Source organism: Pseudomonas sp. WC2 (genome assembly GCF_050586545.1).
GTDB lineage: Bacteria > Pseudomonadota > Gammaproteobacteria > Pseudomonadales > Pseudomonadaceae > Aquipseudomonas.
The window spans coordinates 97,659-113,257 of record NZ_JBOBDR010000003.1; the positions used below are offsets into that span (position 1 = coordinate 97,659).

The window sequence follows — 15,599 nt, forward strand, 5'->3', positions numbered from 1 at the left end:
AGCTTGAACGCACGCCAGACGGCAAACGCACCTGGACTACGGAAGTCGCAATGCCCAAGCATAAAAATAAAACAGCACGACCTGACCCTGATTCGTCTCAATCTTCACTTTCACGTTATGTGTTTCCAGTATCCATCGCTGTGCTGCTGGCCGCCGTGGCCGGGATCGGCTGGTTTCTGTTCAGCCCCGCGCCGTCCTCAGCGCCGGCTAAAGTCGCCGCGCCGATCACTGCGCCTGCGCCCGCTGCAGCCAAGCCGCAACCGGTCGCGCTGCAACCGGCAACGATGGTCGATGAGCAGCAGTGCCAAGGCTGCCACACCGAGCAGGTCAAAGACTGGCAAGGCTCCCATCACCAACTGGCGATGCAACCGGCCAACGCCGACACCATACTCGGCGACTTCAATAACGTCACTTTCAAGGCTGAAAAAGAAACCACGCGTTTCTCGCGCAAAGGCGATGAGTTCTGGGTCAACACCCCGGGCATCGACGGCAAGAATGCCGATTTCAAAGTCGCCTACACCTTCGGCATCGCGCCGTTGCAGCAATACCTGATCGAGGTCGGCGAAGGTCGTTTGCAGGCCCTCGGCGTGGCGTGGGATACCGAGAAGCATCGCTGGTTTCACCTCTACCCCGGCCAGGGCGTCAGCTTCAAGAATCCGCTGCACTGGAGCAAGCCGAGCCAGAACGCCAACTTCATGTGCGTCGAATGCCACACCACCGGCTTCAAGCGTAATTTCGACGCCGCGAGCAATACGTTCAACAGCCAGTGGAATAGCCTCGGCGTCGGCTGTCAGGCCTGTCATGGACCGGCGTCCAATCACCTGGAATGGACACAGAAAAAAGGCGATCTGATTCACCAGGGCTTCGACGTCGACCTGAAGGACAAGAACGCCACCGTCGAGATCGAAACCTGCGCCCGCTGCCACGCGCGCCGCGCGCCGTTGGGCGATGGCTACACGGTCGGCAAACGCCTGATGGACGATTACCTGCCGAGCACCCTGACCCGCGAACTGTATGCGCTGGACGGCAAGATCAAGGATGAAGTGTTCGAACACGGCTCGTTCCTGCAAAGCAAAATGTTCGACAAGGGCGTGCGTTGCAGCAACTGCCACAACCCGCACAGCAACGAACTGAAAGCACCGGGCAACGCGGTGTGCCTGCAATGCCACAACACCGCCGGCAAGACCTCGATCGAGGGCGTCGACGGCAAAGGCCTGCAAGCGAAAAATTACGATTCCATCGAACACACCCGCCACACCCTGGGCCAGCCCGGCTCGCAATGCGTGGATTGCCACATGCCCGGCAAGTTCTATATGGGCAATGACTTCCGCCATGACCACAGCTTCAGCATCCCCAACCCGGAACGCGCGAAGAAACTCGGCACGCCGGACGCCTGCCTGACCTGTCATCAGGGCAAGGACGGCGACAAGGTCACCGCACAGTTCAAGCTATGGAGCGCCTCTACCGCCCCGCGGGCGCCGCGTTATGACGAAAGTCTGTGGCTGATCCGCAACGGTCAGCCCGGTGCGGCTGACGCGTTGTATGAACAGTTGCAGCGCAGCAATCTGCCGGCGATTCAACGGGCGACATTGCTCGCGGAGCTGCCGCTTTATCCAAGTGAACAGGCGTTGAAACTGGCGACTCAGGATCTGAAAAACCCGGCGCCGCAGGTTCGCGAAAGTGCCGTGCGGGCGATCAGCGCGTTCCTGCCGCCACCGGAGCGTGCGCCGTTGTTGGCGCCGCTGCTGGGCGATCCGGTGAAATCCGTGCGCATCGTTGCGGCGCGGGATCTGCTCAGCGTCGCGCGCAACAATGGTCTGGGTGCGGCGCAAGCCAATTGGGACGCGGCGATTGCCGAGTACGAGGCGGTGCAGAAGAGCCTGCTGGAGCGCGCCGAGGCCAATCTGAATCTGGCGATGCTCTATCAGGCCAGTGGTCGCAGCGGTGAAGTCGAAGGTTTGCTGCGTTCAGCGCTCCAACGTGATCCGGATTTCTACCCGGCACTGGTGACGCTGGTGCAGTGGCTGGAAGCGAATGGGCGCGGAAAGGAAGCGCAGCAATTGCTCGATGACAGCCTCAAGGCGCACCCGGATGCGGCGTTGTTACAGCACACTCGCGGCTTGTCGCTGATTCGCGCCGGCAAAGCGGCCGAGGCCATGACGCCACTGCGCAAAGCCGCGCAACTGGAACCGCAGAATGCGCAGTACGGTTACGTGCTCGCGGTGGCGCTGCATGAAAGCGGCAAAGTCGATGAGGCGTGTGCCGTGCTCGAAGGCCTGCTCAAGGTCCAACCGGCGAACCGCAATGCGCGGTTGTCGTTGATCCAGTGGTACCTCGACAGCGGGCAAGAGCCGAAAGCGCAGGTGCTGTTGCAGGGCTGGAAGAAGATGAATATGGGTGATCCGGCGCTTAAGTGATTGACTGGAGATTGGCTTCCCTCACCCTAGCCCTCCCGAAACGTCGGACCGCCCAGAGGGAGAGGGTTAGGGTGAGGGGCTTTCAAGGGTTCACGCCGTTACCAGGACGACGTCTCACCACTGCGCAACGCCATCTCGCGCCGGCTATTGATGTGCATCGCCTTGATCAGCGACACCGTGCCCACCAGCAGAATCGCCGCGCCCAACAGGAAGTCGATGTTGTACAGCTGGAAGTCCTGCACCGGCCCGATCAGCAGCACCCGCACGATCGCCGCGCCGACCAGTGTGGCGAGGAAGTCGATCCCCGGTTCGTTGCGGTAGAACACCAGCAACAACGGCAGACACAACACCAGCAGCAACATCAGCACGACCGCTTTGAACGAACCTTTGCGCTCGACACTGAACGCGCATTCGTGCGGCCCGTACGCCTTGAAATCCTCGTCGCGAATCATCGAGGTTTTCTCGTTGATGTAGTCGACGCGGTTGTATTTCTGGACCGGCGTGAAGGTGTTGGACATCTCCATCAGCGTGGTGATGTTCTTGAAACGCAGGTCGATGCGCTCGCTGCCCTTGAGGTAATACAGCACCGGTTTGTAGCCGTAGCGATAGGTGTCGAAAGGGAATTCGGTGACCTGGCCTTGCACGCCAATCGGGCGCGGTTCGAGCTCGGCATAGGCGCTTTTGTTGGTCGCGGAGAGGTTGCGGCTCAGGGGCTGCACCTTGACCTGCTCAAGGAAGATCGGCGTGACGCCGAAGGACCACTGCAACGGTTCCAGGCGCAGGCGCAGTTCGTTGCGGGCCAGGTCGTAGCGGTTGAAAGTACGCTCGGAGACCACCAGCGAACCACTGAGCATGAACTCGCCGCGCAGGTTGTTGGTGACGCGCAAGGTCAGTTGATCCTTGCCCAGCAACGCCGCTTCGTTGGTCGGCGGCGTGCCGCACCATGCGGTACTTTCGCCGACACCGCCGAGCTGGCCGCCGCTGTTTTCCTTGAATACATAAAAGTAACTGGCCCACAGCGTCACCATCAGCAGCAACGCTGTGAGACCGAGGATTTTTTTGCCCGGACTCACTGATCAGACTCCCTTCTTCGGTTCCATCGTCCAGCCGAAAACCCGCTGGCGACGGCGACTCTACCAAAAGGCCACCATCGACCCAAGGGAAAATCCCCGATTGGGCAAGCTTGTAGGGGTTTCCCCGGTACTCGCTTTTTAAAACGGTCGTCGAACAGCGCAGCGCACAACAGATTCACCTGAAGCGATAAAAACCATATCACCACGCGACAGAACACCGCAGTCAGCGCCTCTGTCTGATCCGCACAAATCAACAATTCCTGAGCCTGTTTTGTTTATGGCGGGGTTCCTACAGTGCAGCTCATGCCAGACCGGGTGGCCTGGCAAGACTTTGCAACCGTGGATGAACTGACCATGAGCACAGCGACAATCGGACAGGCTTACAACTACAAGGTCGTCCGCCAATTCGTCATCGCGACGATTTTCTGGGGTGTGGTGGGCATGGCGATGGGTGTTTTCATCGCCTCGCAATTGGTCTGGCCGGACATGAACCTTGATCTGCCGTGGACCACCTTCGGCCGCCTGCGACCACTGCACACCAGCCTGGTGATTTTCGGTTTCGCCGGCAGCGCGCAATTTGCCGCCAGTTACTACGTGGTGCAGCGTACTTGCCAGGTTCGGCTGTATTCCGACACCCTCGCCGCGTTCACCTTCTGGGGTTGGCAATCGGTGATCGTGATCATGCTGATCAGCCTACCGCTGGGCTACACCACCACCAAGGAGTACGCCGAGATCGAATTCTCCGGCGCGGTGTGGATGGCCGTCGTTTGGGTGGCGTATGCCGTGGTGTTCTTCACCACCGTGGTGCAGCGCAAGACCAGACACATCTACGTCGGCAACTGGTTTTTCGGCGCGTTCATTCTGGTGATCGCCATGCTCCACGTAGTCAATCACCTGTCGATTCCGGTGGGCTGGTTCAAGTCGTATCCGGTGTATTCCGGCGCCACCGATGCGATGGTGCAGTGGTGGTACGGGCACAACGCGGTGGGGTTTTTCCTCACCACCGGGTTTCTCGGGATGATGTATTACTTCGTGCCGAAACAGGTCAATCGGCCGGTGTATTCGTACCGGTTGTCGATTGTGCATTTCTGGGCGCTGATCACCCTGTATATCTGGGCCGGCCCGCACCACTTGCACTACACGGCGCTGCCGGACTGGGCGCAGTCGCTGGGCATGGCCATGTCGTTGATCCTGCTGGCGCCGAGCTGGGGCGGGATGATCAACGGCATGATGACCTTGTCCGGTGCCTGGCATAAGTTACGCACCGATCCGATCTTGCGGTTTCTGGTGCTGTCACTGGCGTTCTACGGCATGTCGACGTTCGAGGGCCCGATGATGGCGATCAAAACGGTGAACGCCCTCTCCCACTACACCGACTGGACCATCGGCCACGTCCACGCCGGCGCCTTGGGCTGGGTGGCGATGATCACCTTCGGCGCGACGTATCACATGGTGCCGAAAGTCTTCGGTCGCGAGCAGATGCACAGCACGCCGCTGATCAACCTGCACTTCTGGCTGGCGACGATTGGCACGGTGTTGTACATCGCGTCCATGTGGGTCAATGGCATCACTCAAGGCCTGATGTGGCGGGCGATCAACGAGGACGGCACGCTGACCTATTCATTCGTCGAAGCGCTGCAGGCCAGCCACCCGGGGTTCATCGTGCGCTTTGCCGGCGGGGTGTTCTTCCTCACGGGAATGTTGCTGATGGCCTACAACGTATGGCGTACGGTGCGGGTGGCGGACGTCGCGCTGGTCCAGCGTGAAGCGCAGATTGCCTGAAGCAGGGAGCCGGTGATGATCGAGGTGTTCTTCGATGTGGTGGGCGTGGTGTTTCTGTGGCTAGCGGTCGAATACTGCTTGCGGCGGGAGACGGCGGACAGTCTGGATGAAGCGAGCATGGTGCCGTTTGCCGATGACCCGGAGGTGGCGCGGCGGGTGGAATTGGCTACCGGGAAAACCGTGAAGGCGGTGGCGCCTGAAGTGGCGAAGCCGGGGTGGGTCAATCTCGATATGTGAGGCGTTGATCGTTCCCACGCTCTGCGTGGGAATGCAGCCCGGGACGCTCTGCGTCCGCTTGGAACGCGGAGCGTTCCTTGAGGCATTCCCACGCAGAGCGTGGGAACGATCATCGCGAGAATCCTGGCGACCTAGGCGCGGTCGCGGGGGATCAGGCTCTGCAACTGCTGGGCCAGGAAATCCGCGTCGAAGGCAAACGTGTCCGGGTCCTTCAAACCATTGGTCTTGCGCCACTGCCACGCACCGTCTGCCAGGCCCACCAGCGAAATGCTGCCATAGCGCGCCGCCGTCAGCCCCATCACCGCCAGGGAAATCTGCCCGGCGCTGCCCATCACGTCCGGGACGAATTCCACCGGTTTGCCGGCAATCACGATGCTCAGTTTTTCGGTCTTGAAAGTGGACGTCTCGACCGGCGTGCTCGGCCCGAACGCGACATACGGTTCGCGGCTGACCTCCAGCAGATTCGGCGCTTGCACCGGTTCCAGCCATTGCTGAATATCGCCGAACAACCCGGTGATTCGGGTGGCCCAGACTTGCGACTGCGTTTCGAACAGCTGCTTTTTGTGCGCTTCGCTTTCGGCATAGTGACGAAGCATCTCGCCCAGTTGTTGAACGTCGCTCATTGCTGTGTTCCTCGGAAAGGATCCTGCGAAACACCATAGTGGCAGATCGAAGCTTCTCTGTACGGTCAGAAACACCATGACACTTGGGTGAAAGATCAGCGGTACAGTCAGTTGCTGCTGGCATCGCACCGAAAACAGCAGGAAACTCCGGGCAGATCTGAACGCTCGACACTGTCATTTGCTTGAGGAAGTCCAATGCGCACCATCGGCCTTATTGGCGGCATGAGCTGGGAGTCCAGCGCCGAATACTATCGTCTGATCAACCAGCAAGTCCGCGACCGCCTCGGCCCGCTGCGTTCGGCACAATTGTTGATGTACAGCGTCGACTTCGGCCCGGTCGAACAGGCCCAGCACGCCGGGCGCTGGGACGATGCGGCGGCGATTCTGGTGGATGCGGCGCGCAGGCTTGAGGCCGGCGGCGCCGAGTGCGTGGTGTTGTGTACCAACACCATGCACAAGGTCGCGGAACAGATTCAGGCGGCGATCAGCATTCCGTTCCTGCACATTGCCGAACCAGCGGCGCGGGCCGCGCTGGAGATCGGCGCGCAGACAGTCGGCCTGCTCGGCACGGCATTCACCATGGAACAGGACTTTCTCAAGCAACGCCTGATTGCTCAGGGCTTGACGGTGCTGGTGCCGGATGAAGCCGAACGCAAAGAAGTGCACCGGATCATCTACGACGAACTCTGCGTCGGCGTGATCAGCGCTCAATCACGGCAAATCTATCAACGGGTCATCGAATCCCTGACCGCTCGCGGCGCCCAAGCAATCATCCTCGGTTGCACGGAAATCGGCATGCTGGTCAAACCCGAACACAGCGCCCTGCCCCTGCTCGATACCACCGAACTGCATGCGCAGTCGGCGGTGGCGTTTGCTCTGGGCGAGTGAGTCAGGTTTTCGGGCGATTACGCAGGCGGGCCATGCTCAGGGTGTCGACCCATTGCCCGTCGCGGACGGCGTAATCGCGCAACACGCCTTCGGTCTCGAAACCGAATTTGCGGTAGAGACCGATGGCCGCTTCGTTGTCGGCGTACACCGTGAGTTCGACGCGGTGCAGGTTCATCCAGTTATCGGCGACGTCCAGCGCGGCGGCCAACAGGGTCGAGCCGACACCTTTACCCTGCCACGCCTGCGCAACGCCCATGCCGAAACTGCCGGCGTGAGCGCGGCGCACCCGCGAATGGGCCTCCAGCCCTAGATTGCCGATCACCACGCCCTGGTGCAGCGCCACCAGTTTCACCGCCCGTTCGTTGTCTGCCAGCAGGCGTTGGCGCCAGACCTCAGCGGACTGAAACGGCATCTGCAACACCTGCCGCGCCACGGCCGGGTCGTTGTAGAGCGCGGTGATGCCCTCGATGTGGGATTCGTTAAAGCGTTCGAGGTGAATGGCGGGGTTGTGCTCTGGCATGGTTGATCCTTCCTGGATCGGTAAGTGGCTGACCACTCTAAACCGCTGAACCTCTGTCTGGCGAGTCTCTAAATGTGGGAGCGAGCAGGCTCGCTCCCACAGGGATTGACGTCAAGGCTGGAACCATTCGTGGCGTTCGTTGAAGGTGTGGTGGATGAGGTCGGTCAGGGTTTGGACTTCGCTGATACTTTGTGAGTCGGCGTTGACCGCCAGCCACGCCTGTAATTGCATGGGTTCTGCGAACAGCCCTGGCAGCGCGATCAACCCCCGGTCGAAGCGACTCATGTAGGCAGGGAGCAAACCGATGCAGGCGCTGCAGCGGATCATCTCCAGCATCAGTTCGTAGGATTGCATCTGTACGACGCCGGCGAGGCGCTGCTCGACGAGTTCATTCCACGGGCGAAAGCTGTCGATCTGCCGGTCGTGCTGCCACTGCACCAGCATGAAATCGGCGAGGTCATCGGCGCTGTCCGGGCGCGCGGTGACGCGCGAATAGCGTTTGGCGATGTGCGGCAGGTAATCCAGCGAGGCCAGTCGTTGCGGCGCGGATACGGCAAAAGCCGGGCCGGGATGCGGTGTGTCGCCGTGGGCCAGCCACAGGACGACATCGGCGCTGACCGCACGCAAGGACAACTCGCTGTCCAGCGCAATGATCTCCAGACGCACACTGGCATTACGGCGCAGCAGCGCGATGAGGTCGCGGCCCAGGATGTCATGCAGGATCGACTCGGCGACCGCGAGGCGAATCAGCGGCTGTTCGACCACCGGCAGTTTGCGCTCGTTGGCCAGCGCGACCAGTTTGGCCTGCAACTGCTGGCCTTCGCGGGTCAGGCTCAAGGCGCTGCCCTGAAAACTGAACAGCGAATGCTGCAGCTCCTGCTCAAGTTGCGCCAGCTGTTTGCGCAGCAGGGTCGAACGCACATTAAGGCTGCGCGCCGCTTGCATAAAGCAGCCGCAACGGGCGCTGACCAGAAAGTATTGCGCGACGTCGGCCTCAATCGTCGCGGCGTGGGCCAGCCAGGGTTCACTCTGGTCCTGAGGCCAGCGGTAATCGGTAGTGCCCGGTCGTCCTGCGGGTTCGGTGAATGACATCGATGACTCCCTGTCGATCTTTGTATTTGTCTTGAGTGCGCCACAGATCCCCTGTGGGAGCGAGGCTGCTCGCGAAAGCGTCAGCACATTCAATATTTTCGCTGACTGATACACCGCTTTCGCGAGCAGGCTCGCTCCCACAGGGGTTGTGGTGAATCCGGATTAGCGTTTTTCCTCAATAATTTTATTGAGTTCAGCACCGTCAATACTCAGCGTCGCAGTGTTGAGCATGCCATCCAGATACGCCTGAGCAATCTGCTCCTGCCGTTGTGCGCGCAAGGCCTGAGTCAATTGATCGCGCAGTTCATCCAGCGTCGCGGTGCGTGCCGGTTGTTGCTCGGTGAGTTTGATCACATGGAACCCGGCCGCACTTTGCACCGGATCAGACACTGCGCCGACTTTCAGCCGAGCGACAGCCCCGCGCACTTCCGGCACCAACTGCTGCAACGGTTGCAGACCGCTATCACCACCACGTTCGGCGGTCACGCGATCCTGCGAGTATTGCGTCGCCAGTGCAGCAAATTCCGCCGGTGCCGACTGAGCTTTTTTGCTCAAGTCCGCTGCCTGTTTGCGCACTGTTTCCAGCGCCTGCGGATCATTGACGCCGAGGAAAATCTGACTGACCCGATACAGCGCCGGGGTCTGCCAGTTCGCCTTGCCGGCGTCATAGGCCTGCTGCAATTCAGCCGCACTCGGGTAATCCGCCGGCACCTGGCTGACCGAACGCAAATAATCGCGGAAGACTATCTGCTCAGTCGCCGCCCGGGTCTGCCGTGCCACCTCCGGACGCTGCGCCCAACCCTGCGCATCAGCCTGCTCCAGCACGGCTTTCTCGGCCAGACGCGTGCGAATCCAGCGCTCCAGCGCCTCACGATTGCCGCGCAGTTGCTCGCGAGTCTCTGGCGGCACCGTCGCCAGCAACGCTTGCAACTCGTCAGGCGATACCTGTTGATTGCCCAACCGCGCCACCGCCGGCCCCCCGGCAACCGCCGCCACCGGCGACGATTGCTGGGCGGCGACCGGGTCACTGCCCGGTCGCACCACCAGCGCCACGGCCACCACCAACAGCGCCACTGCTCCGGCACCGATCACCATGGCAGGCTTTTTCACAGCGCGACTTCCGCTTGCTCGGTCACGGCGACTTTCGCAGTCTGCGCAGCAGCGTTGCTTTGAGTGAAATCACGCAGATAGACGATGAATTCCTGCAGCAGGCGATCCCACAATTCGAGGCTACCGCGCAAGTGATCGTTGCTCACACCTGCCGCCACCACCACGTCCATTTCCATGACCAGAAACTCGCCCTGCAACGACAAACGCGCAAAGCGACGGGTCGCGTTCCACTGCTCGGCCACGCCCTGTGGCAGCTCACCCTGCACCCGCAGCGCACAGCTGAAGGTGAAATCGACGAAGCTGCCCTGCTCCACCGCCGGGTTGCCGAAACGCACGGCGTAGCCAATGCCCTGGCTGGCGCTGAGCAACTGGACGATGCCGTTCTGTTCAGTTTCGTTGACGCGATAACCCGCAGCCTGGAGGACGTCGGTCAGGGATTTAGGCGATACGTGGGTGATCAATTGAGTCATCGTTTCTTCCTTGTTTATCCGTGTTTTTAATCAATGCGCGAGCGCGGCTTGCGGCGCGTCGAATTGAGTCTTGTAGAGCTCGTCACCCAACCCTTGGGCCAGTTCATCGAACTTGACCCGAGCGCTGCCCGCGAAGGGCTGGCGGATCTTCATCACCTCGGCCACATCGACGTTTTCGTAGGCAGTGAGGATCTGTTTGGCGACGCCGTACATCTGCTGATTCTTGACTGAACATTGCTGCACTTGTGTGTCACGTTCAGACAATTGCGCTTGAAGCTTAGACCGTTCTGCCTCTTTGGCACGGGCCATGACCAGCAAGTCGTCATAGGCTTTTTTGAACTTGCCGGTCTGCTCGGCGCTGGCCGCCACTTGCGCCTGCGCCTGGCTGTGCACGCTCTGCTGCTGACCGGCGAGTTGTTCGGCAACGCCCTTGGCCTTGGCCAGTTCAGCCGTCAATTGCTTGATCTGCGCCTGAGCAGCGTTGGCTTCGTTTTTCGCCGCCAGTTGCGCAGCGCTGGCCTGAGCCTGCTGACTTTGCAGGGCCTGCAACTGCTGCGTGGTGCTGCGCAATTGCGTGCGCAGGCGTTCTTCCATGCCTTCGGCACTGGCCCCGGTGGCGATCAACATTCCTAGTCCGAGCAAAAACAATCGCGTGTTCATAACCCTCTCCCGGCGCCTTAGAAGCGCGTGTTGATCTCAAGCTGCAAGACGTCGATGTCGAACGGCGCGCCGTACACCGCTTCGGTGCTCAACCAGCGACCGGTGGCGTAAACGTTCTTCGCCAGACCGTAGTTGCCGCCCATGAAATAGCCTTTGGCGTTGGTGCCGCCGAGGTGAAACGAGGAGTCGTTGAAGCCGTCCGGCAAGGCGTCCGGCTGGATGTATTTGTAGCCAGCGAACAGGTTCCAGTCGCCCTGCTTCTTCAGCTCCAGCGCGCTGCCGAGGGTGAACTGCACCATCCACGCATTGGCGCCGCTTTCGATGTTGCCGTTGCTGTCGAGGTTGTTGACGATTTGCCCGGCGGAGCGTTTGCGCATGTCGCCTTCGTCGTAGCTGAGGTTGTGGATGTAGTTGCCCTGGCTGCGCAGCTTGAAGTCGTCAGGCAGGTCGGCGTCCCACACCACGTTCAAATCGAGCAGGTTGAATTCGGAGGCCAGGCCGACGTATTGCGGTTGCGGCGTGGTGCTCGGGTTGAGCGGGTTCGGCGTGATATCACGCAGCAGGAACACGCTGTTGCCTTTCTGCATGAACGCCGTGCGGCTGCCGTCGCTGTCGCAGCCCGGCGCGCCGGCCCACGGTTCGCAAGGGCTGGAGCGTTCGCCCTGAATGTCGTCGAAGCGGTAGTAAGCCAGCGCACCCTTCAGGCGGTTGTTGCTGTTGATCGCCCACTTGGCGCCGACTTGCGCACCGTATAGCCACTTGTTGTCGCTCTCTTCCTTGTCGAAACCGTTGCTGCTGGCGGTGTCATTGGTGTAATCCACCGGGAAGGCGCCGACGGTGCCGAACACGCCCCAGTCGCGGTTGAGCTTGTGGTCGAAAATCGCTGCCACACCGTCGAAGTTCAAATCGTTGGAATAGAGCATATCGGTGGACATGAACGGGTTGGCAAAGCGCCCGCCGGTCAGGGTCAGCTCATCCGTCGGCTTCCAGTTCAGGTAACCCTGATCGAGCCAGATGTCTTTCTTGGCAAAACCACCGCCGAGGCTTTGCGTGGTCGACACCGGGTTGTTGTCCGAGCCGGTGCCGATGCGAATGCCGGCAGTCCATTCCGGCGAGATCACCGCTTTCATGCCCAGCCGTGCGCGGATGCGGAACTGGTTGGTGCGGTCTTCACGGGTGTTGAGCAGCGGCGGCAGGCTGGTGCTGCTGTTGGGGTTGACGTCGTAGGGGCCGTTGTTATTGAGCTTGGCGAAGTCGACGATTTCGTTGCTGTTGTTATCCGAGTAGTAGCGCGATTCGTCACGCAGACGAATGTCGCCGTCGAAACTGATGCGCGAGGCCCAGTCCGGGAAGGTGTTGGGCGCGGCCCAGTTTTCCTGTTTGGCGGTGGCCATGACTTCGGCTTTGACCTGATCGCGAATCTGATCGCGCACCGCTGCCGGCACGTATTGCACACGCACATCGCCCGGTGCCGCCACCGGCCCGGCCGCCACGGCGGTGGATGCTGCTGCTTGTTCCGCCTGCGCGGCTTCGTTCTGCGCCTGAGCGATCAGCGCGTCGGCCTTGTCCTGTTTCAAAATGCCCTGCTCGACCAGCAAGCGGATCAGATTGATCGTGGCGTTCTCCGAGGGCGCAGGCGCTGCCACGGCCTGACCGACCAGGGTCGCAATGACCATGCCGACCGCCAGGGACAATCGATTCACATTGGAAATCATCTGCACACAACTCCTTTTGGCAAAGCTCAAATGCTTGGCAATAAATAGGCTGGGTTAACCCGGACGCCGCCCTTGCAGGGACAGGCGCACAGGCAAAGTGATGGAGGCCGGAGGCCGTTCGCTCAGGGCCGGGGCACCGCGCAGCGCCGCCAACACTTGCGTATCAATCTCGGGGTTGCCGCTGGACTTGATCAGCTCGACCCGGGTGATCTCGCCGACGCTGCTCAGCCACACATCGGCCTGCAACGAGAACGCGAGGTTGCGCAGCTCGGGGTTCTCGCGCAGCAAACGCTGGAAGGTGAACGCCAGAAACTGGCTGTACGTCCCCGTGCCCAAACGTCCGCCGCCCGTACCGGCCATGCCGCCACCCTTTCCGGCGCCGATGTTGAAGGCGTCGTTGCCGGACTGCGCATCGCCGTCCATTTGCATCGGGTTGGCCAGATCGTCCGCCGGTGATGGCGGCGCTTCTTCCTCGGGCTTGACCTCCTCGGGTTCCGGCGTCGGTTCGGGCTCGACGACTTTTTCTTCCACCGGGGTTTCCGGCTCCGGTGGTTTTTCCGGCGGCGGAGGTGGCGGTGGCGGCAACGGGATGATCGTCGGCACCTTCGGCGCTTCGCGGCGGATGCCGCTCATGTCGTTGGCCCACTGCCACAGGAACCACGCCGCGAGCGCGCCGATCAGCAATCCGGCGCCCCACTTCGCATAGCGCAGCACTGGTTTTTTCACTGGCAGCGGCTCGATCGGGAGTTGTGCGGTCATGACTCAGCCCTGACTCGGTTTGCCGGTCACAAGACCGACCTGGGACAGTTCGAGCCGGCGCAACAGATCCAGCACTTCGATGACTTTCTGGTATTGCACGGTCGCATCGCCGCGCACGATCACCGGGAAATCCGGGCTCTGCGCCTTCTCGATGCGCAGACGTTCTTCCAGCTCGGCCAGCGTCACCGGGTAAGCGTCGAGAAACACCTGGCCGCCGTCGTTGACCGAAATCGCCTTGGTCTTGGCCTCGGACAGCGACACGGAGGCGCTGGCCTTGGGCAGGTTGATCTGGATCCCGGAGACCTGCGCTGTGGCGGTCAGGATGAACATCACCAGCACCACCATCAGCACGTCGACCAACGGAGTGATGTTGATGCTGTCCACCGCGGCATCTTCGTCATCGTCGTGGGAGGCATTTACAGACGCCATGTCAGTGCTCCTCAGGCCGGTACGGAGTGGTTGGCGTGATGGCCGCGCTGATGCGACGCCTCACTGAACTGGCTTTCACCGTGCATCTCCGCCAGACGGGTAATGAACTCGTCGACGAACACGCGCATGTCGGCGCTGACTTCCTTGTTGCGGGTGATCAGGCGGTTGTAACCAAACAGCGCCGGGATCGCGACGAACAGGCCCATCGCCGTGGCCAGCAAAGCGGCAGCCATGCCGGGCGCGATGGCGTTGATGTTGACGTCGCCGGCCATCGCGGTGCCGAGGAACACCACCATGATCCCCAGCACCGTGCCGAGCAGGCCGATATAAGGCCCGCCGGCGATGGCGTTGGACAGGGTCGATAGTTTCGAACTCAGTTGCTGGTTTTCGCGGGTGCGCACGCCGTCCATCGAGCAGCGGATCGCTTCGATGGTCGCCGCTGAAACCGACGAGGTATCGGCGCCCTGCTCGCGGCGGGTGCGGATCTCTTTGACCGCCACCAGGTACAGGCGCCACAGCGACGAGTGCTGTAAACGCTGGGCGAGTTGGGCGTCGTCGGCAAACATCTCCAGACGCGTACCGACCTTGGCGAATTGCACGCGGAAGTCTTCGTTGGCGGCGCTGACGCGGCTGAGACTGCGGTTCTTGCGCAGCATGATGATCCACGACTGGAACATCATCAGCACCAGCACAGCGATGATCACCCAGGCGTCGATTGGCACCGCGTTAAGGAGGAAACCGAGGCTGCCGAAACCGAAACCGGATTGCTCTTCATCGACACCGTAAGCGACCAGTTTCGACTCGGCACCTTGCGAGGTCGCGTCGGCGAGCAACAGCGGCGCGGGACGGGCGACTTTCGACAGGCGCAGTTCATCGATGGCACCCACCAACGGCTGGAACGCACCTTCGTGCAGATCACCGCCGATGGCCATGACCGAATTGAAAGCCGGCATCGCTTGAGCGAGGGTCGCGCCTTCGCGGCCATTGATGTACAGCGTGACTTTCGCGCCTTCAGCGGTCAGCGCAACGTGTTGCCATTGGCCCGGGTTCAGTGCTTGTGTGGCAACGGCGCGTTGACCGTCGATTTCCACGAACGGCACGCCTTGGTTGGCACCGATCAGCAGACTGTTGGCGCCCTCACGACGGGCGAGAATCAGTTGCTCGCCACTGGCCTGATCCAGACGCAGCCAGGCACTGAAGGTAAACGCACTGCCAGCGTTGTGTTGCAGCGACGGGCTGGCCGGCAGCAACAACGGCTGACCGCTGAACTGCAAGGCGCGCCCGACGACACCGTCAATCGCCGCGCCGGTCGCGCTCTGCGCCGTGTTGCCGTAAGCGGTGGTGTCTTTGGCCGGGGTGCCGGTGGCGCCGTCGAAGTGATAGAGCGCGGTGTAATTCGGATCGAAAGTCAGTTGGCCGTTGCCGGTCGCCGGCGCCTTCTGATTGCCGTAATACATCCAGATGTCCTGACGCTGACCGCCCTCGACGTTCGGCACATCGACCCAGATCAACGCCATGCCCATCAGCGCGTCGAAGCTTTCGATCTGGTGGTTGAGCACGGTTTTGTCATCGGCGGCGACGAAGCGCAGATCCGAACCGTCCTCCTTCACGCCGTCGAAGGTGAAGTTGCCGGTGTGCAGGCGCACCAGCAGCGCGGTGCGGCCAAGGGCCTGATTGATCGCCGCACCTTGCGGCGTGGTGTCGACGGCAATCTGCTTGCGGTAGTGCCAGTCGTCCTGCCACCAGGCCTGAGCCGTGGCCGGGAGCACGAAGCCCAGGCAGATCAACAACGAAAGGAAGAGGCGCTGCATGAACGTGCTCCTT

At 61.3% G+C, this 15,599-nt stretch carries 15 protein-coding genes; 4 read left to right on the forward strand and 11 right to left on the reverse strand.

Going from position 1 to position 15,599, the window contains the following annotated elements; translation table 11 throughout:
* The first annotated feature begins 50 nt into the window (after window positions 1-50).
* Window positions 51-2,417, forward strand: a complete 2,367-nt coding sequence (locus ACQ4OE_RS04310) for a tetratricopeptide repeat protein (protein WP_430945822.1) — start codon at window positions 51-53, stop codon at window positions 2,415-2,417.
* Between the two features lie 98 nt (window positions 2,418-2,515).
* Here the strand turns inward: ACQ4OE_RS04310 and ACQ4OE_RS04315 are convergent, their stop codons facing one another.
* Window positions 2,516-3,490, reverse strand: coding sequence for a hypothetical protein (locus ACQ4OE_RS04315; protein WP_430945823.1), 975 nt, complete (start codon window positions 3,488-3,490; stop codon window positions 2,516-2,518).
* 354 nt (window positions 3,491-3,844) lie between these two features.
* Between ACQ4OE_RS04315 and ccoN the strand changes: the two genes are divergently transcribed.
* Entirely contained in the window at window positions 3,845-5,272 is a 1,428-nt protein-coding gene (gene ccoN, locus ACQ4OE_RS04320) for a cytochrome-c oxidase, cbb3-type subunit I (protein WP_430945824.1), read from the forward strand.
* A 15-nt stretch (window positions 5,273-5,287) separates the two neighbouring features.
* Window positions 5,288-5,509 (forward strand): cbb3-type cytochrome c oxidase subunit 3, encoded by a 222-nt coding sequence (locus ACQ4OE_RS04325; protein ID WP_430945825.1) that lies wholly within the window; start codon window positions 5,288-5,290, stop codon window positions 5,507-5,509.
* 131 nt (window positions 5,510-5,640) lie between these two features.
* On the opposite strand, the gene ACQ4OE_RS04330 is transcribed toward ACQ4OE_RS04325, so the two are convergent.
* Entirely contained in the window at window positions 5,641-6,132 is a 492-nt protein-coding gene (locus ACQ4OE_RS04330) for a hypothetical protein (RefSeq protein WP_430945826.1), read from the reverse strand.
* Between the two features lie 195 nt (window positions 6,133-6,327).
* Here ACQ4OE_RS04330 and ACQ4OE_RS04335 point away from each other — a divergent pair, with 195 nt between their 5' ends.
* Window positions 6,328-7,020, forward strand: coding sequence for an aspartate/glutamate racemase family protein (locus ACQ4OE_RS04335; protein ID WP_430945827.1), 693 nt, complete (start codon window positions 6,328-6,330; stop codon window positions 7,018-7,020).
* Window position 7,021: 1 nt separating this feature from the next.
* On the opposite strand, the gene ACQ4OE_RS04340 is transcribed toward ACQ4OE_RS04335, so the two are convergent.
* The 9 genes from ACQ4OE_RS04340 to ACQ4OE_RS04380 form a co-directional block, all read right to left on the reverse strand.
* A complete protein-coding gene (locus ACQ4OE_RS04340) occupies window positions 7,022-7,540 on the reverse strand; it encodes a GNAT family N-acetyltransferase (protein WP_430945828.1) in 519 nt (172 codons plus the stop codon).
* 111 nt (window positions 7,541-7,651) lie between these two features.
* Entirely contained in the window at window positions 7,652-8,632 is a 981-nt protein-coding gene (locus tag ACQ4OE_RS04345; RefSeq protein ID WP_430945829.1) for a LysR family transcriptional regulator, read from the reverse strand.
* 162 nt (window positions 8,633-8,794) lie between these two features.
* Complete coding sequence (locus ACQ4OE_RS04350) at window positions 8,795-9,742, reverse strand: peptidylprolyl isomerase (protein ID WP_430945830.1); 948 nt, start codon at window positions 9,740-9,742, stop codon at window positions 8,795-8,797.
* Window positions 9,739-10,212: a YbjN domain-containing protein gene (locus ACQ4OE_RS04355; protein ID WP_430945831.1), complete on the reverse strand. Its 474-nt coding sequence runs from the start codon at window positions 10,210-10,212 to the stop codon at window positions 9,739-9,741. Before ACQ4OE_RS04355 ends, ACQ4OE_RS04350 begins: the two co-directional genes overlap by 4 nt.
* 30 nt (window positions 10,213-10,242) lie before the next feature.
* The gene (locus ACQ4OE_RS04360; RefSeq protein WP_430945832.1) at window positions 10,243-10,872 is read right to left on the reverse strand and encodes a DNA repair protein; all 630 of its coding nucleotides are present in this window, start codon (window positions 10,870-10,872) and stop codon (window positions 10,243-10,245) included.
* A gap of 17 nt (window positions 10,873-10,889) precedes the next feature.
* The gene (locus ACQ4OE_RS04365; protein ID WP_430945833.1) at window positions 10,890-12,587 is read right to left on the reverse strand and encodes a putative porin; all 1,698 of its coding nucleotides are present in this window, start codon (window positions 12,585-12,587) and stop codon (window positions 10,890-10,892) included.
* A 54-nt stretch (window positions 12,588-12,641) separates the two neighbouring features.
* The gene (locus ACQ4OE_RS04370) at window positions 12,642-13,346 is read right to left on the reverse strand and encodes an energy transducer TonB family protein (RefSeq protein ID WP_122597881.1); all 705 of its coding nucleotides are present in this window, start codon (window positions 13,344-13,346) and stop codon (window positions 12,642-12,644) included.
* A 3-nt stretch (window positions 13,347-13,349) separates the two neighbouring features.
* Window positions 13,350-13,775: an ExbD/TolR family protein gene (locus tag ACQ4OE_RS04375; RefSeq protein WP_007915482.1), complete on the reverse strand. Its 426-nt coding sequence runs from the start codon at window positions 13,773-13,775 to the stop codon at window positions 13,350-13,352.
* Window positions 13,776-13,786: 11 nt separating this feature from the next.
* Window positions 13,787-15,586 (reverse strand): DUF2341 domain-containing protein, encoded by a 1,800-nt coding sequence (locus ACQ4OE_RS04380; RefSeq protein WP_430945834.1) that lies wholly within the window; start codon window positions 15,584-15,586, stop codon window positions 13,787-13,789.
* Window positions 15,587-15,599: the final 13 nt, after the last annotated feature.